This window comes from Opacimonas viscosa, from assembly GCF_024199005.1.
Lineage (GTDB): Bacteria > Pseudomonadota > Gammaproteobacteria > Enterobacterales > Alteromonadaceae > Opacimonas > Opacimonas viscosa.
The window spans coordinates 100378-121516 of the sequence record NZ_JANATA010000007.1; the positions used below are offsets into that span (position 1 = coordinate 100378).

24 protein-coding genes are annotated in these 21139 nt (G+C 42.2%); 15 read left to right on the forward strand and 9 right to left on the reverse strand.

The annotated features are described in order from the left end of the window. Nucleotides 1-70 precede the first annotated feature (70 nt). Entirely contained in the window at nucleotides 71-2545 is a 2475-nt protein-coding gene (locus NLF92_RS05740; protein WP_254099727.1) for a TonB-dependent receptor, read from the forward strand. A 74-nt stretch (nucleotides 2546-2619) separates the two neighbouring features. On the opposite strand, the gene NLF92_RS05745 is transcribed toward NLF92_RS05740, so the two are convergent. The 8 genes from NLF92_RS05745 to NLF92_RS05780 form a co-directional block, all read right to left on the reverse strand. After that, the gene (locus NLF92_RS05745; RefSeq protein WP_254099729.1) at nucleotides 2620-5841 is read right to left on the reverse strand and encodes a tandem-95 repeat protein; all 3222 of its coding nucleotides are present in this window, start codon (nucleotides 5839-5841) and stop codon (nucleotides 2620-2622) included. Nucleotides 5842-5882: 41 nt separating this feature from the next. Next, complete coding sequence (locus tag NLF92_RS05750; RefSeq protein WP_254099731.1) at nucleotides 5883-7295, reverse strand: FtsX-like permease family protein; 1413 nt, start codon at nucleotides 7293-7295, stop codon at nucleotides 5883-5885. After that, nucleotides 7295-8041, reverse strand: coding sequence for an ABC transporter ATP-binding protein (locus NLF92_RS05755; RefSeq protein ID WP_254099733.1), 747 nt, complete (start codon nucleotides 8039-8041; stop codon nucleotides 7295-7297). Before NLF92_RS05755 ends, NLF92_RS05750 begins: the two co-directional genes overlap by 1 nt. Continuing rightward, nucleotides 8034-8510, reverse strand: coding sequence for a Cys-tRNA(Pro) deacylase (gene ybaK / locus NLF92_RS05760; RefSeq protein ID WP_254099735.1), 477 nt, complete (start codon nucleotides 8508-8510; stop codon nucleotides 8034-8036). The genes NLF92_RS05755 and ybaK overlap by 8 nt, the downstream gene beginning before the upstream one ends. Nucleotides 8511-8622: 112 nt before the next feature. Further along, nucleotides 8623-9063 (reverse strand): VOC family protein, encoded by a 441-nt coding sequence (locus NLF92_RS05765; RefSeq protein ID WP_254099737.1) that lies wholly within the window; start codon nucleotides 9061-9063, stop codon nucleotides 8623-8625. A gap of 162 nt (nucleotides 9064-9225) precedes the next feature. Then, nucleotides 9226-9891 carry a 3TM-type holin gene (locus tag NLF92_RS05770; protein ID WP_254099738.1) on the reverse strand — a complete coding sequence of 222 codons (666 nt, stop codon included), beginning with the start codon at nucleotides 9889-9891 and terminating at the stop codon, nucleotides 9226-9228. After that, complete coding sequence (locus tag NLF92_RS05775) at nucleotides 9875-10456, reverse strand: glycoside hydrolase family 108 protein (protein ID WP_254099739.1); 582 nt, start codon at nucleotides 10454-10456, stop codon at nucleotides 9875-9877. Before NLF92_RS05775 ends, NLF92_RS05770 begins: the two co-directional genes overlap by 17 nt. Nucleotides 10457-10558: 102 nt before the next feature. After that, nucleotides 10559-10849, reverse strand: coding sequence for a YebG family protein (locus NLF92_RS05780; RefSeq protein ID WP_254099740.1), 291 nt, complete (start codon nucleotides 10847-10849; stop codon nucleotides 10559-10561). A 121-nt stretch (nucleotides 10850-10970) separates the two neighbouring features. Between NLF92_RS05780 and NLF92_RS05785 the strand changes: the two genes are divergently transcribed. The 3 genes from NLF92_RS05785 (at nucleotide 10971) to NLF92_RS05795 (ending at nucleotide 13369) form a co-directional block, all read left to right on the forward strand. Further along, entirely contained in the window at nucleotides 10971-11396 is a 426-nt protein-coding gene (locus NLF92_RS05785; RefSeq protein ID WP_254099741.1) for a S24 family peptidase, read from the forward strand. Next, a complete protein-coding gene (locus tag NLF92_RS05790) occupies nucleotides 11396-12655 on the forward strand; it encodes a Y-family DNA polymerase (RefSeq protein ID WP_254099742.1) in 1260 nt (419 codons plus the stop codon). Before NLF92_RS05785 ends, NLF92_RS05790 begins: the two co-directional genes overlap by 1 nt. Nucleotides 12656-12778: 123 nt before the next feature. Continuing rightward, nucleotides 12779-13369 (forward strand): HAD family hydrolase, encoded by a 591-nt coding sequence (locus tag NLF92_RS05795; RefSeq protein WP_254099744.1) that lies wholly within the window; start codon nucleotides 12779-12781, stop codon nucleotides 13367-13369. Here NLF92_RS05795 and NLF92_RS05800 read toward each other — a convergent pair. Beyond that, on the reverse strand, nucleotides 13335-15563 hold the full coding sequence (locus NLF92_RS05800) for a GspE/PulE family protein (protein WP_254099746.1): 2229 nt from the start codon (nucleotides 15561-15563) through the stop codon (nucleotides 13335-13337). The genes NLF92_RS05795 and NLF92_RS05800 overlap by 35 nt on opposite strands. 343 nt (nucleotides 15564-15906) lie before the next feature. Between NLF92_RS05800 and rpsJ the strand changes: the two genes are divergently transcribed. From rpsJ to rpsQ, 11 genes are read left to right on the forward strand one after another with little or no spacing between them, the layout of a single operon-like run. Next, on the forward strand, nucleotides 15907-16218 hold the full coding sequence (rpsJ, locus tag NLF92_RS05805; RefSeq protein WP_006992667.1) for a 30S ribosomal protein S10: 312 nt from the start codon (nucleotides 15907-15909) through the stop codon (nucleotides 16216-16218). Between the two features lie 18 nt (nucleotides 16219-16236). After that, nucleotides 16237-16875: a 50S ribosomal protein L3 gene (gene rplC / locus NLF92_RS05810; RefSeq protein WP_254099748.1), complete on the forward strand. Its 639-nt coding sequence runs from the start codon at nucleotides 16237-16239 to the stop codon at nucleotides 16873-16875. An 18-nt stretch (nucleotides 16876-16893) separates the two neighbouring features. Further along, nucleotides 16894-17499: a 50S ribosomal protein L4 gene (rplD, locus tag NLF92_RS05815; protein WP_254099750.1), complete on the forward strand. Its 606-nt coding sequence runs from the start codon at nucleotides 16894-16896 to the stop codon at nucleotides 17497-17499. Then, entirely contained in the window at nucleotides 17496-17795 is a 300-nt protein-coding gene (rplW, locus tag NLF92_RS05820; protein ID WP_254099752.1) for a 50S ribosomal protein L23, read from the forward strand. Before rplD ends, rplW begins: the two co-directional genes overlap by 4 nt. Before the next feature lie 15 nt (nucleotides 17796-17810). Then, nucleotides 17811-18635 (forward strand): 50S ribosomal protein L2, encoded by an 825-nt coding sequence (gene rplB / locus NLF92_RS05825; RefSeq protein ID WP_254099754.1) that lies wholly within the window; start codon nucleotides 17811-17813, stop codon nucleotides 18633-18635. A gap of 15 nt (nucleotides 18636-18650) precedes the next feature. Continuing rightward, nucleotides 18651-18926 (forward strand): 30S ribosomal protein S19, encoded by a 276-nt coding sequence (gene rpsS, locus NLF92_RS05830; RefSeq protein ID WP_254099756.1) that lies wholly within the window; start codon nucleotides 18651-18653, stop codon nucleotides 18924-18926. Nucleotides 18927-18938: 12 nt separating this feature from the next. Beyond that, complete coding sequence (rplV, locus tag NLF92_RS05835; RefSeq protein WP_254099758.1) at nucleotides 18939-19271, forward strand: 50S ribosomal protein L22; 333 nt, start codon at nucleotides 18939-18941, stop codon at nucleotides 19269-19271. 9 nt (nucleotides 19272-19280) lie between these two features. Beyond that, nucleotides 19281-19982 (forward strand): 30S ribosomal protein S3, encoded by a 702-nt coding sequence (rpsC, locus tag NLF92_RS05840; protein ID WP_254099760.1) that lies wholly within the window; start codon nucleotides 19281-19283, stop codon nucleotides 19980-19982. A gap of 2 nt (nucleotides 19983-19984) precedes the next feature. After that, nucleotides 19985-20398 carry a 50S ribosomal protein L16 gene (gene rplP / locus NLF92_RS05845; protein WP_254099762.1) on the forward strand — a complete coding sequence of 138 codons (414 nt, stop codon included), beginning with the start codon at nucleotides 19985-19987 and terminating at the stop codon, nucleotides 20396-20398. After that, on the forward strand, nucleotides 20398-20589 hold the full coding sequence (gene rpmC / locus NLF92_RS05850) for a 50S ribosomal protein L29 (RefSeq protein WP_254099764.1): 192 nt from the start codon (nucleotides 20398-20400) through the stop codon (nucleotides 20587-20589). Before rplP ends, rpmC begins: the two co-directional genes overlap by 1 nt. Beyond that, nucleotides 20589-20840 carry a 30S ribosomal protein S17 gene (gene rpsQ / locus NLF92_RS05855; RefSeq protein WP_254099766.1) on the forward strand — a complete coding sequence of 84 codons (252 nt, stop codon included), beginning with the start codon at nucleotides 20589-20591 and terminating at the stop codon, nucleotides 20838-20840. The genes rpmC and rpsQ overlap by 1 nt, the downstream gene beginning before the upstream one ends. The last annotated feature ends 299 nt before the right edge of the window (nucleotides 20841-21139 follow it).

The following is a 21139-nucleotide window of genomic DNA, read 5'->3' on the forward strand; positions in this document are numbered from 1 at the left end:
ACGTTTATCTTGATATGTGATATTATCACATGAAAACCAACATTCACTGCAACATACTATGATGGACATTATGTTTACAACACAAAAGAAAAATAAAATAGCGTTAGCACTTACTTGTGCACTTTCGACATCGGCTTTTTGTAGCGATGCCGCAGAATGGCAAGGAAAAGTATTAGACAATAATGGGCAACCGGTGGTCAATGCCGAAGTCTCTTTAGATGGTTTTGCAAAAAATGTATTTACCGACGCCAATGGTGTGTTCAACTTAGCCATAACGGACGAGGCATTATTCACACGTTTTTCTGCAGATGATATCGCCACGGTAGAGCTCCATGTCAACGCACCAGGCTTTGTTCATCAAACTTTATTCTTAGCGCACGATGAAACAGCCCAACAAACCGTGACATTGTTACCAAGTAGTATAGAAATTATTGATGTACACGCATCTCCTTTTCACGCATCGGTGATCGAGTCCGCGTTACCCGTTTCTGTCATTGCCAATGAATCATTGCGTGATGCCCAGCAATCCACCTTGGGTGATACCTTAAATAAACAAGTGGGCGTGCATACAAATTTCTATGGCGGGGTGGCCAGTAGTCCAATTATTCGTGGTCTTGATGGCCCGCGTGTTTTGGTTTCGCAAAATGGGTTGGATGCTGGTGATGCGTCTAGAGTAGGTCCTGACCATGTTGTCGCGACAGAAGTTGCCACAGCACAACAAATTGAGATTTTACGTGGCCCGGCAACACTATTCTTTGGCAGTGGTGCCATAGGTGGTGTGGTCAACATTGTTGACCAACGTGTGCCGACTGAATTAGTCAAAAGTGCCCAAGTCCATGCGTCCACGGCTTCTGTAAATGATGAGCAAACACTTTCCTTCGTTGGTCAAACGTTTGTCAATGATTGGGCTTTTTATGCCGATGCTTTTTGGCGTGATAGCGATGATTACGATATTCCTGGAATGGCCGAGTTATATGATGATGAGCATGATGAGGAAGAGCACGATGATGGTCATGAAGAACACGATGAGCATGAGGGCGAGGCAGGAACAGTAGTGAACTCTGCTTCTGAAAGTTCTGGTTTCACTTTAGGTTCTAGTTATATACATGATAACGGTTTTGTTGGTTTTTCAGTTGGTCGTTTAGAGCGTGAGTACGGTATCCCTGGTCACTCTCATGGCGCTGAAGAAGAGCATGAGGGTGAAGAACATGAAGAGCATGAAGAACATGCAGATGAAAATGTGTTTGCCAAAATGGAACAAACACGAGTGCAAGTATTAAGTGAATACCAATTTACCAAAGGGATCTTAGAAGCCGTTCAGGCCAAAGCTGCGATAACTAATTATGAGCATGCTGAAATTGAAGAAGATATGGTTGGGACTAAATTTACCAACGATACTGTAGAAGCCCGTATTGAGTTGATCCATCGTCCGATGGCAGGCTGGAAAGGTGGATTAAGCCTGCATTACAAAAATACAGAGTTCGCAGCAGTAGGTGAAGAAGCCTTCACGCCACCTGCAGAAACAGAGACTTTAGCGCTTGCGTTGTTAGAAGAGAAGCATGTTGGTGATGTACTTTGGCAACTTGGCGCACGTATCGAAGATGTCTCGATTGATTCTGAATTATTAACCTCTGCTCAAAGCGTATCGTTGAACTATCAGCCGGTAAGTATTTCAGCAGGCTTTGTCTGGGATTTTGTGGAAGGCTACAACTTAGGTGCATCTCTTTCTTTTGCACAGCGTGCACTATCGGCTACCGAAATATTTGCATATGGGCCGCATATTGCGACACAGACCTTTGAAGTAGGCTCATATTATGTTGCAGAAGAACATGAAGAGCATGAAGGTGAAGAGCATGCAGAGACTCACCTAGAGTTTGCTTTGGCGGATGCGAAACCTCAGTTAGAAACCTCTCGTAATATTGATTTAACCTTACGTAAGTTTTCAGGTGATCTTGGTTTTGTGGTGAATCTATTTTACAACCAAATCGATAATTATGCGGCAGCTACTGATACTGGATTTATTTTTGGTGAAGACGAGCATCATGAAGAGCACGAGGGTGAAGAACATGATGAGCATGATCATGGTGCGGAAGGTTTACCGATTTATTTATTCACTCAACAAGATGCAGAACTGTATGGTATAGAAACTGAAGTGCATTGGCAGCTCAATGACGACTGGAAAGTATCAGTTCAGGGTGATTTGTTAAGAGCGAAATACACAGATGGTTCTTATATCCCAAGAACATCTCCTGCACGTTTTGGGACTGATGTGAGTTATATCGCTGATAAGTGGGATGCGGCACTATCAGTCCAGCGTGTTTTCTCGCAAGAAAAGATCGCTGCCACAGAAACAGAGACAGCAGGCTATACAATGGTTGATGCAAAATTCTCTTATCAATTAGATATGGGTAACATGGATTGGACGGTGTATGTGCAGGGTAAGAATTTGTTGGATGAAGAAGCTAGAGTTCACACATCCGTACTAAAAAATCTTACACCACTACCAGGTCGGAACGTTAAACTCGGTATTCGCGGTAGTTTTTAATTAGAGTGATATGACATAAAAAAGCCTAACATTGTTGGATGTTAGGCTTTTTTTGTGGGGCTATCTAAATGTTTTTATTTGTTAGTTGTTATACGTCTACTGATAACTAATAGTAAAGCAATCAAGCCAAACCATGACATAGAGCCACCAGAACCACCAGATGAGCCTCCATTGCTGGGAGGCGTACTGGGTGTCGCAACTACATTGACACGTACTGTGGCAGTAGCGGTATTATCCATATCAGAAATCGTATACGTTAAAGTCTCTGTACCACTGAACCCTGCTGCTGGTGTATATGATAAGAAATTACCATTAATAGTGACACTACCACTCCCTGAGGTACTCACATCCGTAATAATTAAGTCAGCGGTATCGATATCACTATCATTGCCTAGCACGGTAATATTATTATTTGATGAATCCTGATTTACATTGGCTGTATCGTTGACTGCCGTAGGCGGATCATTTACCAATGTTACGGTGACTACTGCTGGGAATGGGTCACTCACTGTTGTTCCAGAAGTAAATACAATATCTACCACCAGAGTACCGTTGAAATTGTCCGCAGGTGTTATCGTGTTGCCGGCAACCGTGTAGTTAGTACCTGGTTGGATGACGAAACTGTCCACATCAAGGCTTGTTGTAAACTGCTCAGCAGAAATTGTGATAGATGTGTCCTCAACACCGCTAATATCGCCCTGTCCAGTTACTAAAAGCTGTACTGGTGCGGCTTCAACTGTTACTACAGCCTCTGCGCTGCTCGTTAATGTACCGTCTGTTATGGTATATGAAACGGTTTCAGTGCCAATAAAACCAAGAGCAGGAGTATATTCAATCCCTGGGCTGATAATATTGACTGAACCACCACCATCGCTGGTCGCTGCAGTAATCGTCAAGGTATCAGCATCGACATCTATGTCGTTTTCTAGGACGGTTAATAACGAATCTGTAGAGTCCACAATAACGGTAAAAGTATCATCATTGGCTACTGGCGCATCGTTTACATTAGTTACCGAAACGTTGGCAGCAAAATCCGGTGCAATTTCGCCATTACCACTAATCTGTACGTTGACGTCTAATGTACCAGTAAAATCAGTTGCAGGAGTAATTGTATTGCCAGTAAACGTATAGTTCGAGCCAGCTAATACGGTAAGGGTAGTTGCAGCTAGATTCGTAGTAAAGTCGCTTAAATTTAATGTCAGAGGAGTTTCTTCAGCCGTAGCAAGTAAACTTTGGCCCGTCACTGTTAGTGTTTCACCTTCGATTTGGCTCGAGAACACACCAGTATGAGTTGCATAAAATACATTATCTGAACAACGTACTTGCATAATATTAAAACGCTGCTGTGTCTCAGATGCTGGCAGGTTAACTTGGGCTGAACCTGTATTCGGTAAACCGCTTGCTAGTGTCCGATCAAAGTTAATTCCGCTGTTAGTCGATAATACCACATCCACGCTGTTACAATTGATTGGAGCAAGGTTGGTTTGTGCAACATCCCAACTCACCGTAATTGGGTTCTGGGTAAAACTATCATTGGCTTGGGGGCTGAGTAAGGTGAATGCAGCCCCAGTATCAACTACCGTTACTTGCATACTATCTTGACCAACACCGCCTTGGCCATCACGTGCGATCAACACAAAATTCAACTCACGATTTGTTGCCGGTAAGGTTTCTCCGGTGAATGTAAATCCGGAGCTTAAATTACCTGTTCGAGTAAAGTTCAGGCTAGGGAAATAACGTTCAGGAGTAGAGCGCGGAGCATAAGCTCTAAATAATGGGCCAGTACCGTTATCTGTTTCTGCTTCTGCTCGGCTCTGTGCACCAACATTGCGTCTATCAGCTTGTTCCCAACTATAAGTCAACGCATCGCCATCGGTATCAGTAGCACTGCCTGTTAATCGAAAATATGTCTGCGCAGGAATAGTATAATCAGCACCTGCTTCAACTACTGGGAAGTTATTTGTATTGGCCGTTGCGGTTCCACAGTTCGCAATCGTGAAGAAACCATCTTCAATCTCGGTAATTCGCTCATTGATTTCTTTGAGTGAGTGATGGTGGTAGTTGTCATGAACTTGGTTCGTTACATTTACTTCACCACAAAGACCTGCATAACTCATGATGGTAGTTCCGGCACCTGGCTCAAATGCAGCCGTGTCCTCTCGATTACTTTCGCATGAGGAGACTGCGCCGTCAAAGGTATGGTTAGCACCAAATTGGTGGCCTAATTCATGGGCGACAAAATCTATCCAAAATGCATCACCGGTAGCTTGGTTACTTCCAGTAACACCATCTGCTTTGAATCCAGGTGAGCACAACGCACCTAATACAGCTAAACCTCCACCATCGGCGTTTACGATATGCCCTATGTCGTAGCCATTTACACCAAATTCAGCGTCCAAGACATTTTGATTTAAACTACCGTCATCAGAGTCATTCGCAAAAGGATCTGACGACGCATCCAAAAAGATGACATTATCGTTATTTTCAACCAATTGAAAATCAACGCCAAGCTCTACAGTGAATACTTCATTAAGTCGGTTAACCATACTGACGATTTCAGCCATGACTGACGATTTTTTTTCTGCATCACTGAGATTTGCAGTAGTATCATAATGTTGTTCAGAGTACTCAGCTGCGGCAGACATGGCCAAACGATAGGTGTATTTCACATCATTATTTCTTGCTGCCCGCACAAATCGTTTCTTTTCTTTAGTACCCAAAATACCGTCCATACCATGACTTAAATCACGCACTTTGGGGGCATGTTTGGTAAATGCAGCTCGGGCTTTCGCTAATTCAGTAGGAGTCACCGTATATGATTTATAAAGATTGGCTTGGGCTGGGTCAATATATACTTTGTGCATACCCGTTGCACTTGGATGACTAAACATCGCTCTAAAACCATTCGGACTCAGATCAAAGCGACCGGTAAGGTGCGGATTTTGTACATTGGTACCAATAAAAGATTGGATTTGTGGATAACGTGACGCTAAACCTGGTGGTAATACTTTGGAAGGACGTAGATTAAAGGTTTCCAAAGTGCCATTTGGAGTGACCACTGTGACTTGTTTTTGTTGTTGAATTTGTTGTTTAACCGTCGTGACATCCACAGCAAATAATGTTTCGTTTTGTAATTCTGGCGCACTGATTGGTTCAGCTAATTGCCATTGTTGTGTTGGGGTTATATTTGCGGGACTGGCATGCGCTTGCACAGTATTAGCAAGTGCCAGAATTAATGTTGTACTTAATAAAGTCCGTTGAAAGACTTTTTGGTAAGGATTTGACGTATTTTTCATTGTTATTATTATCACTCTTTTGGGTTGTGTCAGACGATTGCTTACAAACGATTTGTTAAAGCATTTTGATAGCCTTTTATAGCAGGAATCAGGCTACAAATACAAGTAACGGCTAAAATCCCGAGTAAAATCACACTTGTGGATAATGTAAACAGGTTAAGTGTTAAATATAGACCTAATGTACTTGCGAGCCAACTTTGAAGGAAAAAAAGCACACCAGTGACACTGAATATACTGATCAGTATTGCCGTTATGACGATACCTAAAGCTTCTATTTGTAAGAGTAAAAAAATAGTTTTGGGCGCAGCGCCAATCGTCCTTAAAATAGCAATTTCTCGTGTTCTTTCACGCATCGATGCTAATAACATAGTGGCTAAACCGATACACGATGCAACTACAATCAACCATGCGATACCAAGCAGCAACTTTTCGATAAAGCTAACTAATTGCCATAATTCATTTAAAACAATCCCAGGTAATATTGCAGACAGTGGGATATCTTTATTTTGATTAATTTTTTGTTGTAAAGATAATACTGCAATTGGGTTGGTCAAACCCACATGAATCGCTGATATGGGTTCTGTCGCTGAGATTTCATCCAGTGGATGTTGGGGATCCGGTGCTAGCGAAGTGAATCGATGTTCAGCTGAGTTATGGTGACCTGTATGATTGTGCGCATGTTTATCTCCATGTTTGTGCGGAGTCTCATGTTGATGAGCTGGCCGGTGGTCTGCATCAGCGTGCCTAGTTGTGGCTTTACGCATGGCGCTTTGGGTGAGTGCTATTTTCGGTGTAAAACCTGATTGTTGTGTGTGTTTTTCTGTCCCATGTGCAGCTGCCAGTCCTTGCAGTGGAATATGGACCGTTTCATCAACTGGTGTACCGGTGGCGGCTAGGATACCCACAACTTTCAACGGAAAATCTGTATGTTGTTTAAAACTAACGGAACCAAGTCCATGCGCTAAAATAATGCCGTCTAGCAAGGTATAACCTAATTTTTTAGCCACGGTTGCGCCCAATACTGCTTCATTACTAGCCGCAAAAGAACGCCCTTGGATGATTTGGAGTGGTTGATTCAAACCATATTGAAAATGTTGAAAAAAATCATTGGTGGTTCCCAGTACGCTAAAACCACGATGGGTATCACCAAGGCTGACCGGAATGGTCCATTCCACATGCTTATTTTGCGAGAGTAAAGAGCGAGTATTGTACGCCATACTCGACCCAATACTACCTTTGTGATAAACAGAAAATAACAGTAGGTTCAAAGCACCTGTCCGTGGCCCTACAATCAAATCTACACCAGATACAGTTCGCGTAAAGCTCGCTTTTGCTTGGTGGCGAATATGCTCAACAGTGAGTAATAAACTAATACTTATCGTCAGCGCAAATATAGTCAGCAAAACCGATGAGCGTCGATTTTTCAGACTTTCTACAGCCACTTTTATGAGCATTACTGGACTCCTTTTATTGACGTATTTGGCCACTCATTCAGTCCTGTATCTGCAGTTGATACTGCAGCCGTCGAGATATCATCGATATCGGCTAGATCGACCACTCGGTCAAACCCTTTAGTGAGTCTCATATCATGGCTGACAAATAACAAAGTACAGCAGGTCATGCGTTGTAATGTAAATAACGTTTCCATAAAACTCGTTTTAGCGGCTTCGTCTAGAGCAGACGTCGGTTCATCTACAATTAATAATTTGGGGCGATTAATTAAGGCTCGTAAAATAGCGACACGTTGCTGTTGTCCAACACTCAAAGCGTTCGCTTTTTGTTGTTGTATCTCTGGTGATAAACGCAGTGCCTGTAATAATTCATCGAGATAGGCTGTGTGCTGGGTTGGCGGATCTTGATGTGTAAAATGTTGGGCTAATTTGATATTGTCATAAACGGATAAGTAGTCGATTAAATTGAATTGTTGCAATACGACACCGATGTTGGCTGCGCGAAATCGATCTCTAGCACTTGCAGATAATGTGCTAATAGATTCTCCTAATACGTGAATTTGTCCACTTTGTGGCAGCAGCATACCGGTACATAATTGTAATAACGTACTCTTGCCACTACCTGAAGGTCCTCTGAGAAAGACCGTTGTTCCTGGTGCAATGACAAAAGAAGGGATCTGTAAAATGGGTTTGTCTGGCGCATAAGCAAAATGACAATTTTGAATGTTTATTGCTGCTAGTTTATCCATATCTAGGGATCCCAATATTTGCAAAAGTTGCTTGAGTAAGGTGTTGTAAATCAGTAGGTGCTAGACCTATTTCTAAGCCTCTTTTACCAGCACTCACGTAGATTTTAGCTAAGGAAGCGGCACTGTTATCTAAAACGGTTTGCAACGATACTTTTTGTCCTAGCGGACTGACTCCGCCTAAAATATAGCCTGTTTTTTTCGTCACTAACATCGGTTCCGCCATTTCAGCTTTTTTTACTCCACAATGTTTGGCTAAAGCTTTAAGTGAAACTTGGTGGTCTACAGGTATGATAGCTACTACTAACTGCGCATCACAGTTTAGTATCAGTGTCTTGAAAACCTGCTCTGGTGGAAGTTGTAATTTTTCTGCAGCTTCTAACCCATACGCAGGGGCATTAGGAGTGTGTTTATAACTCAACACTTCATGTGGTATTTTTGCTTTTTTTAAGATGTTTAATGCAGGAGTCATTAATTATACAACCTGTGTACTTATTTTCATAAGACAATAAAGCCAGACATAGGTATGGCTTTCGGTTAAAGATAACGCATACTATCTGATTTAGGTGTCAGCACTAAAAGGCTCACCACTCTCCTGTATTAGGCATACTTGCCCAAGGTTCTGCAGGCGCAAGATGCTCACCTTCTTGGAGTAATTCAATGGAGATCCCATCTGGAGAACGAACAAATGCCATGTGCCCATCTCGAGGTGGACGATTAATAGTTACACCACCATCCATAAGTTTTTGACAAGTTGCATAGATGTCATCTACACGGTACGCCAAATGTCCAAAGTTTCTGCCACCAGTATATGTTTCTGGATCCCAGTTATAGGTCAGTTCAACACAAGGTGCGTTGGTTGTTTTTGCTTGCTCTGCATCATCAGGTGCAGCCAAGAAAACAAGCGTAAAACGACCTTTTTCATGGTCGAAGCGATTCACTTCTACCAAGCCAAGCAAATCACAATAAAACGCCAGGGAAGCATCAAGATCTTTTACTCTAACCATCGTATGTAAGTAGCGCATGTCGTTAATCCTTTTTTATTATCAATGAGTTGTAATCAACATTGTTAACTATGGTAAAGGGCTAAGCTATATTGCGCAAGGTACAAAGGTTTTCTTTATCGTACTTCAGTAAACCTCACTAAATATTTCGAGACTATGCAACGTTTTGTATTTGTGTTCGATTTATTCGTTGAGATAACGCGGGACAAATGTCCCATTTTGTTGTGCGTGTCTATATTGTTCCAGGCTAGGATTTTTCGTGAGTAACTCTGTATTTTTTTGCTTTTCCGTCTGATATTTTATCAGCATTGTTTGGCTCAATTGTGCATACTCATTAGCAATAGGGTGGAGATTATCTCGGCTTTTACCCCGAATTTTTTCCCAAGTCCTAAAGCCACCAATCCCTAATACACCTAATATGATGGGCATGAAAAGTTCTGTGTTCATATTGGGCAATTGATAATATTGCATGACGGTTTGGATTTGTTCGGCTGTCGCTGTTTTCAGCGCTGCAGCTCCCATTATGTTTTCTAAATCTACAGTGCGCATGATTAGCCAGCTACCAATAGGTTGGACCAGTGCCTCATAAGCCAGCCCCAATGCCCCTATCCAAATAATAGCTGGGCGTGCGCCAGCAACAAATATACTCACATGAGATGCTTGTTGGAGGTTGATTTGGAGTTGCATATGCTGCTCTTTTAGTTCCGCTAACAAGCTTTGTAGTTTAATCCGCATCTGTGCAGTCTCTACTTCTCCTCTTTCTTCATCGGAGGTAAATATTTGGTCCACTTGCTCGCCAATATTGGTAATCAGGTCATTCATAGATGGTAAATTAGCTAGCCACTTCATATGGGTTTCCTTGAGTTAATCTAAAGGCGTTAGCTCTGCGTTGCCAGCCACGTTGAAAGACTTGTTGAGTGTGATCATGTGCAATAATTCGTTGATAAAAGTGGATTCTTTCGTCACATATTGCATCGACGAGTAAGATCCCTATGTTGTGATAACACCTATGTGCAGCTCTTGCGGTAGTGGGCCCACAAATACCATCAGCTTCAATACTAACGAGGTTACTGGCGTTCAAAACATGTTGTAGGATTTTTATTGCCCGTTTGGCCCCATGATTGACAGCCATATCAAAAATGACAGGTTGTAGAGCATCAGGTAGCAAAGCAATTTGTGGTTTATTAAAGAAGATTTCTTTGTAAATATGCGCGGCATTTTCTTCAGTTAGTTCACTGACATGTTGTGGGAAATTTTCGTCAGTGTTAGAACCACTTTGATGTTCTTGCGCCAGATAAGCGTCGAGTGTACTTTGGGTTACCCCATATTGGGTGGCACCTCCTTTGTCGTGTGGATGGTTACTCCAACCACCTTCAAAGGCTAAGGTTTTTTCTAAAATTTGCGTAAATACCATTTGTACTCCACATCCTTATGTGAGTACAACATGTCCCACATTCTACTTAAAGTATGGTAGTGGGACGATAGAGTGCAAATTTACTTATCTAGCACTTTAGGATTACTCGGCTTTAGCATCAATACTGACGATTTCAGCACTTTCTTCCTCTAATAAATTCTCCGCAGAAGTACCTCGGAAAATTTTCTGTACGCTATCTTTTTGTTTGGCAATTAAGATACTTAACTCTTCAGCTACGTTATCGTCTAAAGTGATACCTTTTGCTTCTATATACATTGCTAGATTATCAGCAATACTGAGCATTTTATCATACTGATCGGCTTCTTTTTTATCGGTAGTCACGAGTTTATCGACCCCTTTATGTTGCACGACATATTGTGTAATAACAGCCATATTTGACTCCTGTTTAGCATGTACTTCTAAGTATACGTTATGCACTGTATAAATCAACAGTAAATATTTACAAAACCTTACTGATAATATACTGTATAAAAAAACAGTATTTGGAGGCGTTATGCTACAAGTAATTCCCTTGGCTGCGCAGGCCGGTATCGCGGGCTTTGAGTCTCCAGCAGCGGAGTACAAACAATTAGGATTGGATTTAGATGATCTGTTAATTGAGCATCCATCTGCCACATTTATCGGACAGGCCAAAGGTGACTCAATGACAGGGTATGGTATTTATGACAACGATTTATTGATCGTTGATCGGGCTGCGCAAAAATCGACTTTAGATATCATTGTGGCAAATTTAAATGGTGTTTTTGTGTGCAAATTGTTTGACCGCAAAGCTATGGTGCTTTTATCCGCAGCAGAGTTTCACGATCCTTATGCGTTGGGTCAAGGAGATGTGTTCGATGAAGAAGGTATAGTGGTACGTTCGATTCGCATGCACCGCACTTCACGTAAAGTGAACCAGCATTTAGCGGACGTTGGCTAATGTATGCATTAGTTGATGCCAATAGTTTTTATGCATCTGCTGAAAAGGTGTTCGACCCCAGTATTCGACGTAAGCCAGTGGTGGTGCTTACCAATAACGACGGCTGTATTTGTGCAATGTGCAAATTGGCAAAAAAAACAGGTGTAAAGAAGTTCGGCCCCTACCATGAAGTCAAGGATCAACTTGCTAAGTTTGGTTGTGTGATCCGTTCGTCAAATTATGAATTGTATGATGATCTCTCAAGCAAAATGATGGATGTGATTAGTACCTTTGCCCCCGAACAGCATGTTTATTCTATTGACGAATGTTTCTTGTATTTTGCACAACAAAAACCAGAAGGTAGTTGGGAAGACCATGGCCGAAAAATCCGGACATCAGTATGGCAACAACTTCGATTACCCGTTGGTGTCGGCATAGGCCCGACGCCAACCCTGGCTAAAGTAGCTAGTTATGCAGGGAAAAAAATTGCAGGGTTTCAGCGTAATATTGCGGTGTTAGATACTCCGGTGAAGATTGAACAGACATTAAAACAAATGCACCCTGAAGATGTCTGGGGCATTGGTCGTCGCATTAATAAACGCTTACAAATGATGGGGATCCATAACGCTTGGCAACTTGCTTGCGCCAGTCCTAAGGCGATGCGTAAACAGTTCTCGGTCGAGATAGAGCGTACAGTGAGAGAATTGAATGGTGAACCTTGTTTGCATTGGGATGCGGTGCGCGATGCCAAACAACAAATATTCTCGACTCGAGCATTTGGTGAAAAGGTTACTGATATGGTGAGTTTAAGACAATCCTTATGCTTGCATGCAGAAAAAGTCGGGGCCAAAGCTCGAGCACAGGGTAGTGCGATTAAAGCCCTGCATATTTTTGCGCAGTCGAATCCTTTTGCTAAAGATCATTACTACAAAAAGTCAATTTTGCATCGTTTCCCTGTCCCCACAGCAGACACCACACAGTTAGTTGCCGCAGTCACTCAAGCCTTACCTAACATCTACCAGTTAGGCGTCATTTTTCATAAATCAGGGGTAGGTGCAATTGAGTTGGTACAAAATGAATTTGTTCAAGAAGACTTTTTTGCAGCGGTACCTGATAAACCTAATTTAATGACATGTATGGATAGCATTAATCGTCGATATGGTTCCCAGACACTTGGTTTAGCAGCTAAAGGTATTACTCCTAAGTGGTCTATGCGACGTCAATATCTCTCTCCCCAGTTCACAACGAACTGGGCGCATATACCTAAAATACAGTGTTAGTACACTTATCAGTACGAACACTGTTTGAGTAAAGTTTTTTCCTTTATGCGCCAAAGTCGATAACTTGTTGTATAAATGTGTACTTATAAAAGACTCCAAAATTAAAGGCGAAAACACAGGCATATGGTTACTTATCAACCCAGAGCGTTTATCTTCGATCTTGATGGCACACTCGTGGAGTCAGATCTGAACTTTGCGGAGATTCGTGACGCAATTGGTTGTCCCGAAGAACAAGATATATTGACTTATATCGATGATTTAGAACATGAATCTCAGCGCTATCATGCGGAACAAGTCGTATTAGAGCATGAAATCCAAGATGCTTATTGTGCGAAGTGGATAGAGGGAGCACAACGCTTTGTTATGGAGTTGTATCAACAAGAAGTCCCAATGGCCATCGTTACTAGAAACTGTCGAGCTGCGACGAGTGTTAAAGTGAATAACAACAATATTCCTATCAAAACCATCGTAACTCGCGAAGATGCTCCTGCTAAACCTGATCCCACTGCACTACTTATGATTGCACAGGAGTGGGGCATGACACCTGCGGATATCGCGTATGTAGGCGACTACATTTATGATATCCAAGCTGCCAATAATGCCGGTATGCAGGCTTGGTCTTACCGCTTTGACGCTCAGGATTATCCTACTAATAACGTCGATAAATATTTTGAGTGTTTTATTCAACTCCACCAAGAATTTGTACCTGAGTGATATCCGTATCACCTTGGATCACCTTGTAAATACCATCTTGAATAAGTGTGCGCATGCCATCTTTTGTAGCTTGAGCTGCTAGTTCATTTACCGCTGCTTGTTTATAGACCAAACCCCGCAAAGGTAAAGTCATACTTAACAACTCGTGAACCCCTGTGCGCCCTTTGTAGCCGGTATGTCCACATTGCTCACAACCTTCAGCACGATGCAGTATCAATTCATCTGGGAGCTCAAGTTCATGAATATGCTCTACTCCATACTGCCGTGTAATAAATGCTTTATCTTTATCCGAGGCGGGGTAGGGGGTTTTACAGTGTGAACATAAGGTACGAATCAAACGTTGCGCTAAGATCCCCACACAGGCATCAGAAAAGTTCACAGGTTCTAAACCTAAATCGAGTAAGCGAGTGATAGTTTCTGGTGCAGAATTAGTATGCAGTGTAGAAAGGACAAGATGGCCGGTCAACGAAGCTTCTATGCCTGCGTGGGCTGTTTCTTTGTCACGCATTTCCCCGATTAAAATGATATCGGGATCTGCGCGCAAAAAAGCCCGTAACGCATTGGCAAAAGTAAAATCAATTTTGGGGTTCACTTGTACTTGTTGTAAACCTGGTTGGGTAATTTCTACAGGATCTTCTGCGGTCCATATTTTTTTGTCAGGTGTATTGAGATAGCCTAATATGGCATGTAATGTTGTTGTTTTGCCAGAACCTGTAGGTCCTACTACCAACAGGATACCATGTGGTTTTTTGATCATCTCTTTGAGAGTCGCCATATTTCGAGGATGTAAATTCATCTTTTCAATAGGCATTGCACCACCTGTGGCCAATATCCGCATAACGACACCTTCACCAGCAACAGTGGGAATCGTTGCGACACGAACTTCTACTAATTGGCCGGACATTTTAAAAGCGAGTTTACCGTCTTGTGGAATACGCTTCTCAGCAATATTTAGGTTTGCCATAATTTTAATCCGTGCAATGACGGCATTATGATGTGAGGCTGGGACCTGGTTGATATCTCGACACACGCCATCGACACGCATTCGGACTCGAGTGGGGCCTGATTTTTCCGGGTCAATGTGAATATCAGATGCATCGACTCGTTTCGCATCATGGAGAATACGGCTCACTAATCTAACAATGGCGGGCGCATCGTCAGACATTTCATCGGTACTATCATCAAAGTCGTCAACATTCGTACCTATTTCATCTAAGATGTCATCCATTTCGCCGGGAGTAGAACCACCAGAATTTTCACCTAAATACTGCAAGATATGCTGAGGTAAACCCAAGGCAATTTCATAATCAACAAGCCCCAGTGCATGTTCTACTTCCATGATCAAGGATGCATTGTTAGGTTCAGCCATAAGGATAATGGGATTGTCATTGACATCACAGATAATAGCCACAAGATTTCTTTTTAGATAAGACAAGTTCAGTTTATGGTCATTATTGAAGATATGATACACATCGGGTAAATAACTAATATTCGGCACTTGATAATACATAGATAAAGCATGCCCAATATCATGTTCGGCGATACGAAACTCACTCACCAACTTTTGGGTAATCGCTTTGGGATCTTTTTGAATATATTTGTCATTTAATAGTTGTTGCATTTGCATTTCACTGATGAGGTTTCTATGCAATAAAGCATCATATGGACGTTGGGTGCCGCCTAATTCATAACGAAACTGCTGTCCTAAAATATCAGAAAGAGCAAGGGCAGTAATTTTATCTGCTTCAGAAAAACTATCATTCTGCACGTTGATTAACTGCAGCACACCGAGTAAGACATTGGCTTGGATAATAGGGATACATAAAATATTACGCGTTTTGAATTGATTCTGTTTGTCGAATTTATCGGCAAAACGTAGACGAGGATGTATTTGGCTCAGGGCAGTATGGTCATAAGGATCAGAAATGGATAAAGGGGTTTGGGACAATGCCACATAACCAGCAATCGAAGCGGGTGAAATAGGAACCGTAATGGAGACTTTGTGTTGTCCTGATTTAAACTTAGCAACCAAATCTTGTTGTTGCCTGCGACGTTGAAAAATACTGACGCGCTCAACATTAAATAAAGCAAGGATAGCGGTTTCAACATGATCAAAAGCATCGAACAAAGTAGGATACTTTTCTAATGTTGTTTTAATTTCACTTAGAGCAACTGAATCGTGGTATGTAGACATAGATAGCTATAAAAAGATGTTGATATATATAAAGTTAGTCTAAATAGCTAAAACTGCCTAATAAGCATGGGTAATTCAAGCAAAAGGGACTAAAGGGTTGCAAACATACACCAAACATGTATAATTCGCGCCCACTTACCTAATAAGGTAGGTCGCAGGTCGTCGTTTTGATAGGTATATTATTTTAGCAAAGCGGCTCGCAACACGGTAAAACGTAGATTGCAAGGCCAGCATATGAACAGGACCTCAATTAGAGGTCATCGGTTTACGCGCATTCTTTCTTCCCAAATAAAATAGGGACGGAAGGGTGATTTTTTTTGTTCTTTCGATTGGAGCTTAATCGATGCCAAATCAAAGAATTCGCATTCGTTTGAAAGCGTTCGACCATAAGTTGATTGATCAATCAACTGCAGAGATCGTTGAAACTGCGAAACGTACAGGCGCACAGGTATCTGGACCTATTCCATTACCAACGCGCAAAGAGCGCTATACAATTCTTACATCTCCGCACGTCAACAAAGACGCGCGAGATCAATATGAAATTCGTACACATAAGCGTCTAGTAGATATCATTGAGCCAACTGATAAAACAGTTGATGCGCTAATGAGATTGGACTTGGCTGCCGGTGTTGATGTTCAAATCAGCCTAGGCTAACAAGAGAGGGTTATAACAATGGCGATTGGTCTTGTCGGTCGTAAAGTAGGTATGACACGTATCTTCACTGAAGATGGTGTATCTATTCCTGTGACCGTTATCGAAGCGACCCCAAACCGCGTTACTCAGTTACGTACTGAAGAGAACGACGGTTATCGTGCACTACAAGTAACTGCTGGCTCTAAAAAAGCCAACCGCGTCAACAAAGCTGAAGCAGGTCATTTTGCTAAAGCTGGCGTAGAAGCAGGTAGTGGCTTGTGGGAATTCCGCCTTGACGGAAGTGAAGGTGAAGGTATTGAAGTGGGCAGTAACATTACTGTTGAAATCTTCAATGACACTAAGAAAGTTGATGTAGTTGGTACCTCTAAAGGTAAAGGTTTCCAGGGCGCTATCAAACGTTGGAACTTTAGTTCACAGCGTATGACGCACGGTAACTCACTATCTCACAGAGCGCCTGGTTCAATTGGTCAAAACCAATCACCAGGTAAAGTATTTAAAGGTAAGAAAATGGCTGGCCAATTAGGCAACAAACAGATCACGACTTTATCTTTAGAACTTGTTCGTGTAGATGCTGAAAACAACCTTTTACTTATTAAAGGTGCTGTCCCTGGCGCAACTGGTGGTGACGTAATCATTCGTCCTGCAGTTAAAGCGTAACGTCTGAGGAGTAAACTGATGGAATTATCATTGAAAGACGCTAAAGGCGCTCTTGAAGTATCAGATGCGACTTTCGGACGTGAATTCAACGAAGCACTTGTACACCAAGTAGTAGTTGCATTCGGCGCCGGCGCTCGTCAAGGTACTAAAGCACAAAAAACTCGTTCTGAAGTTCGCGGTGGTGGTAAGAAACCATGGCGTCAAAAAGGTACAGGCCGTGCTCGTGCTGGTACTATCCGCAGCCCAATTTGGGTTGGTGGTGGTCGTGCATTCGCTGCTAAACCTCGTAACTTCGAACAAAAAGTTAACAAGAAGATGTACCGCGGCGCAATCCGTAGCATCTTATCTGAATTAGTTCGTCAAGAACGTTTAATCGTAGTTGAGAAGTTTGCTGTTGAAGCACCAAAAACTAAAGAACTATTAAACAAATTAAACGGCTTAGAACTTAACGATGTATTGATTGTTACACCAGAAGTTGATGAGAACTTGTTCTTAGCTTCACGTAACTTATACAAAGTTGATGTTCGTGACGTACAAGGTATTGATCCTGTTAGCCTTATCGCATTTGAAAAAGTGTTAATCACTGCAGATGCTATTAAGCAACTTGAGGAGGCTCTAGCATGAACGAAGAACGTTTATTAAAAGTGCTTTTAGCACCTCACGTTTCAGAAAAGTCTACTATGGCTGCTGAAAACAACAATACTGTAGTATTCAAGGTATTGAAAGACGCGAACAAAGCAGAAATTAAAGCTGCTGTTGAAAAACTTTTCGAAGTTGAAGTAAACAACGTTCGCACTGTGAACTGTAAGGGTAAAACCAAGCGTCACGGTCAATCTTTCGGTAAACGCAGTGACTGGAAAAAAGCATATGTTGTGCTTAAAGAAGGTCAAGACATCGACTTCGTCGGTGCAGGCGAATAATAAAGGGGATTAGAAATGCCATTATTAAAAGCTAAGCCAACTTCTGCCGGTCGTCGTCACGTTGTACAGGTTGTAAATCCTGATTTGCACAAAGGCGCGCCTTACGCACCTCTTCTAGAGAAGAACAGCAAGTCTGGTGGACGTAACAACAACGGTCGTATTACTGTTCGTCATATTGGTGGTGGTCATAAGCAACACTATCGTGTTATTGACTTCAAACGTAATAAAGACGGTATTCCAGCGAAAGTCGAGCGTTTAGAATATGATCCAAACCGTTCTGCAAATATCGCACTAGTGTTATATGCAGATGGTGAGCGTCGCTACATTCTTGCCCCTAAAGGCATGAAAGCAGGTGATGCAATTCAATCTGGTGCTGATGCTCCTATTAAATCAGGCAATACATTACCAATGCGTAATATTCCTGTAGGTTCAACAGTACATGCCATCGAAATGAAGCCTGGTAAAGGTGCACAAATTGCACGTTCTGCTGGTGCTTATGCGCAAATGTTAGCGCGTGATGGAGCATATGTAACATTACGTCTTCGCTCTGGTGAAGTTCGTAAAGTATTAGCTGATTGCCGTGCAACTATCGGTGAAATTGGTAATGCAGAACACATGCTTCGTTCATTGGGTAAAGCGGGTGCATCTCGCTGGCGCGGTGTGCGTCCAACTGTTCGTGGTGTTGCCATGAACCCAGTTGATCACCCACACGGTGGTGGTGAAGGTCGTACCTCTGGTGGCCGTCATCCAGTAAGCCCTTGGGGTGTTCCTACTAAAGGTAAGAAGACCCGAAGTAATAAGCGTACCGATAAACTTATCGTACGTCGTCGAAATAAATAACAGCGAGGATTCACCATGCCACGTTCTCTCAAGAAGGGTCCTTTCATTGACCTACACTTGCTGAAGAAGGTAGAAGCTGCAGTGGAAAAAGGCGAAAAGAAACCAATTAAGACTTGGTCTCGTCGTTCTATGATTATCCCAGATATGATTGGGTTAACCATTGCAGTCCATAACGGTCGCCAGCATGTACCTGTGTTCGTCACTGACGAAATGGTCGGCCACAAGTTGGGCGAATTTGCGCCAACGCGTACTTATCGCGGCCATGTCGCTGATAAGAAAGCCAAACGATAATAGGAGATAAAAATGGAAGCTTTAGCTAAACACCGTTTTGCTCGTACATCGGCTCAAAAGGCACGCTTGGTAGCAGATCAAATTCGCGGTTTACACGTAGAAAAAGCGTTAGAAGTTTTAACTTACAGCAATAAAAAAGCTGCTGTTTTAGTTAAAAAAGTACTTGAGTCGGCAATTGCCAACGCAGAGCACAATGATGGCGCAGACATCGACGAGTTAACAGTTGCGAAAATCTTCGTTGACGAAGGTCCAACTATGAAGCGTATCAGTCCACGTGCCAAAGGCCGTGCCGATCGTATCTTTAAGCGTAGCAGTCACATCACTGTGGTTGTGGCGGATAACTAGGAGTAGATTATGGGACAGAAGGTTCATCCTAACGGTATACGCCTGGGTATCAGCAAGCCATGGACATCAACTTGGTACGCTAATACAGCAGAGTATGCTGATAACTTATTTAATGATCATCAAGTACGTCAGTATTTGACGAAAGAATTAAAGAATGCATCACTTTCTAAAATCGTGATTGAACGCCCTGCAAAGAGCATCAAAGTAACGATTCATACTGCACGTCCTGGTGTCGTGATCGGTAAGAAAGGTGAAGATGTAGAGAAGCTTCGCAATTACGTTTCTAAGCTAGCCGGTGTGCCAGCTCAGATCAACATTGCTGAAGTACGTAAACCCGAGCTAGATGCTCAGCTTGTTGCTGATAGTATTTCTAGCCAGCTTGAACGCCGTGTTATGTTCCGTCGTGCTATGAAGCGCGCAGTTCAAAACGCCATGCGTATTGGCGCACTGGGTATCAAAGTAGAAGTAAGCGGCCGTTTAGGTGGTGCTGAGATTGCACGTTCTGAATGGTATCGTGAAGGTCGTGTACCACTACACACTTTCCGTGCTGATATTGATTATGCAACATCAGAAGCTAACACTACTTACGGTATCATTGGCGTTAAAGTATGGATCTTCAAAGGTGAAGTATTAGGTGGATTACCACTTACTCAAGAGCAGCCTGCTGCCGCACCGAAGAAGAAAGGCCGCAACGCTAAGCGAGAGGGCTAATCATGTTACAACCAAAGCGTACGAAATTTCGTAAGATGCATAAAGGGCGTAACCGTGGTCTTGCTATTGCTGGTAGCAAAGTAAGCTTCGGTACATTCGGTCTTAAATCTGTAGGCCGCGGTCGCATGACTGCTCGTCAAATTGAAGCAGCTCGTCGTGCTATGACTCGTCACGTTAAACGTCAGGGTAAAATTTGGATTCGAGTTTTCCCTGATAAACCAATTACTGAGAAGCCTCTTGAAGTGCGTCAAGGTAAAGGTAAAGGTAACGTTGAGTACTGGGTATGCCAAATTCAACCGGGTCGCGTGTTATATGAAATGGAAGGTGTTCCAGAAGAATTAGCACGTGAAGCGTTTGCATTGGCTGCGGCAAAACTGCCATTTAAAACAACCTTTGTAACTCGAACGGTGATGTAATGAAAGCGACTGAACTTAAAGATAAAAGCGTTGAAGAATTGAATGCTGAGTTATTAAACTTACTTCGCGAACAATTCAACTTACGTATGCAATATTCTACTGGTCAGCTTGAAAAAACTGATTCATTAAGAAAAGTGCGTCGTAACATCGCGCGTGTTAAAACCATTCTGAACCAAAAGGCTGATGCGTAATGACTGAACAAACTATTCGTACAGTACAAGGTCGTGTGGTAAGCAACAAAATGGATAAAACTATTACTGTTGCAGTAGAGCGTAAAGTGAAACACCCAATTTATGGTAAATTCATCAAACGTACTACTAAGCTACACGCTCATGATGAAGCTAACGTATGTAACGAAGGTGACGTAGTGACTATTCGCGAATGTCGTCCTCTTTCTAAGTCTAAGACTTGGATGTTAGTTGACGTAATTACTAAAGCTTAATAGCTTTTAGTTTATTGCATTATAAAAACCGTTGTGAGTAATCACAGCGGTTTTTTTGTTTATGGTGTACAAGAATCAAACATCGTCTAAACAATATTTCAAATAAAGAGTAATGATTTCAATTGTTTAATAATAAAATGATATTTATTTGAAAAACTTCGTTGACCTTCATCAAGAAGGATGTAGAATGCGCACCTCGCTTGAGACGACCCACTCAACACCATCGGTGTACAGTGCAGATATGACAAGCGATAGAGACAATTTAGCGGTAAATGATTTATTTCAAAAAACTGCAAAAA

Coding starts and splice junctions, on each gene's coding strand:
- NLF92_RS05740 (WP_254099727.1), top strand. CDS start 71: ATGTTTACAACACAAAAGAAAAATAAAATAGCGTTAGCACTTACTTGT.
- NLF92_RS05745 (WP_254099729.1), bottom strand. CDS start 5,841: ATGAAAAATACGTCAAATCCTTACCAAAAAGTCTTTCAACGGACTTTA.
- NLF92_RS05750 (WP_254099731.1), bottom strand. CDS start 7,295: ATGCTCATAAAAGTGGCTGTAGAAAGTCTGAAAAATCGACGCTCATCG.
- NLF92_RS05755 (WP_254099733.1), bottom strand. CDS start 8,041: ATGGATAAACTAGCAGCAATAAACATTCAAAATTGTCATTTTGCTTAT.
- ybaK (WP_254099735.1), bottom strand. CDS start 8,510: ATGACTCCTGCATTAAACATCTTAAAAAAAGCAAAAATACCACATGAA.
- NLF92_RS05765 (WP_254099737.1), bottom strand. CDS start 9,063: ATGCGCTACTTACATACGATGGTTAGAGTAAAAGATCTTGATGCTTCC.
- NLF92_RS05770 (WP_254099738.1), bottom strand. CDS start 9,891: ATGAAGTGGCTAGCTAATTTACCATCTATGAATGACCTGATTACCAAT.
- NLF92_RS05775 (WP_254099739.1), bottom strand. CDS start 10,456: ATGGTATTTACGCAAATTTTAGAAAAAACCTTAGCCTTTGAAGGTGGT.
- NLF92_RS05780 (WP_254099740.1), bottom strand. CDS start 10,849: ATGGCTGTTATTACACAATATGTCGTGCAACATAAAGGGGTCGATAAA.
- NLF92_RS05785 (WP_254099741.1), top strand. CDS start 10,971: ATGCTACAAGTAATTCCCTTGGCTGCGCAGGCCGGTATCGCGGGCTTT.
- NLF92_RS05790 (WP_254099742.1), top strand. CDS start 11,396: ATGTATGCATTAGTTGATGCCAATAGTTTTTATGCATCTGCTGAAAAG.
- NLF92_RS05795 (WP_254099744.1), top strand. CDS start 12,779: ATGGTTACTTATCAACCCAGAGCGTTTATCTTCGATCTTGATGGCACA.
- NLF92_RS05800 (WP_254099746.1), bottom strand. CDS start 15,563: ATGTCTACATACCACGATTCAGTTGCTCTAAGTGAAATTAAAACAACA.
- rpsJ (WP_006992667.1), top strand. CDS start 15,907: ATGCCAAATCAAAGAATTCGCATTCGTTTGAAAGCGTTCGACCATAAG.
- rplC (WP_254099748.1), top strand. CDS start 16,237: ATGGCGATTGGTCTTGTCGGTCGTAAAGTAGGTATGACACGTATCTTC.
- rplD (WP_254099750.1), top strand. CDS start 16,894: ATGGAATTATCATTGAAAGACGCTAAAGGCGCTCTTGAAGTATCAGAT.
- rplW (WP_254099752.1), top strand. CDS start 17,496: ATGAACGAAGAACGTTTATTAAAAGTGCTTTTAGCACCTCACGTTTCA.
- rplB (WP_254099754.1), top strand. CDS start 17,811: ATGCCATTATTAAAAGCTAAGCCAACTTCTGCCGGTCGTCGTCACGTT.
- rpsS (WP_254099756.1), top strand. CDS start 18,651: ATGCCACGTTCTCTCAAGAAGGGTCCTTTCATTGACCTACACTTGCTG.
- rplV (WP_254099758.1), top strand. CDS start 18,939: ATGGAAGCTTTAGCTAAACACCGTTTTGCTCGTACATCGGCTCAAAAG.
- rpsC (WP_254099760.1), top strand. CDS start 19,281: ATGGGACAGAAGGTTCATCCTAACGGTATACGCCTGGGTATCAGCAAG.
- rplP (WP_254099762.1), top strand. CDS start 19,985: ATGTTACAACCAAAGCGTACGAAATTTCGTAAGATGCATAAAGGGCGT.
- rpmC (WP_254099764.1), top strand. CDS start 20,398: ATGAAAGCGACTGAACTTAAAGATAAAAGCGTTGAAGAATTGAATGCT.
- rpsQ (WP_254099766.1), top strand. CDS start 20,589: ATGACTGAACAAACTATTCGTACAGTACAAGGTCGTGTGGTAAGCAAC.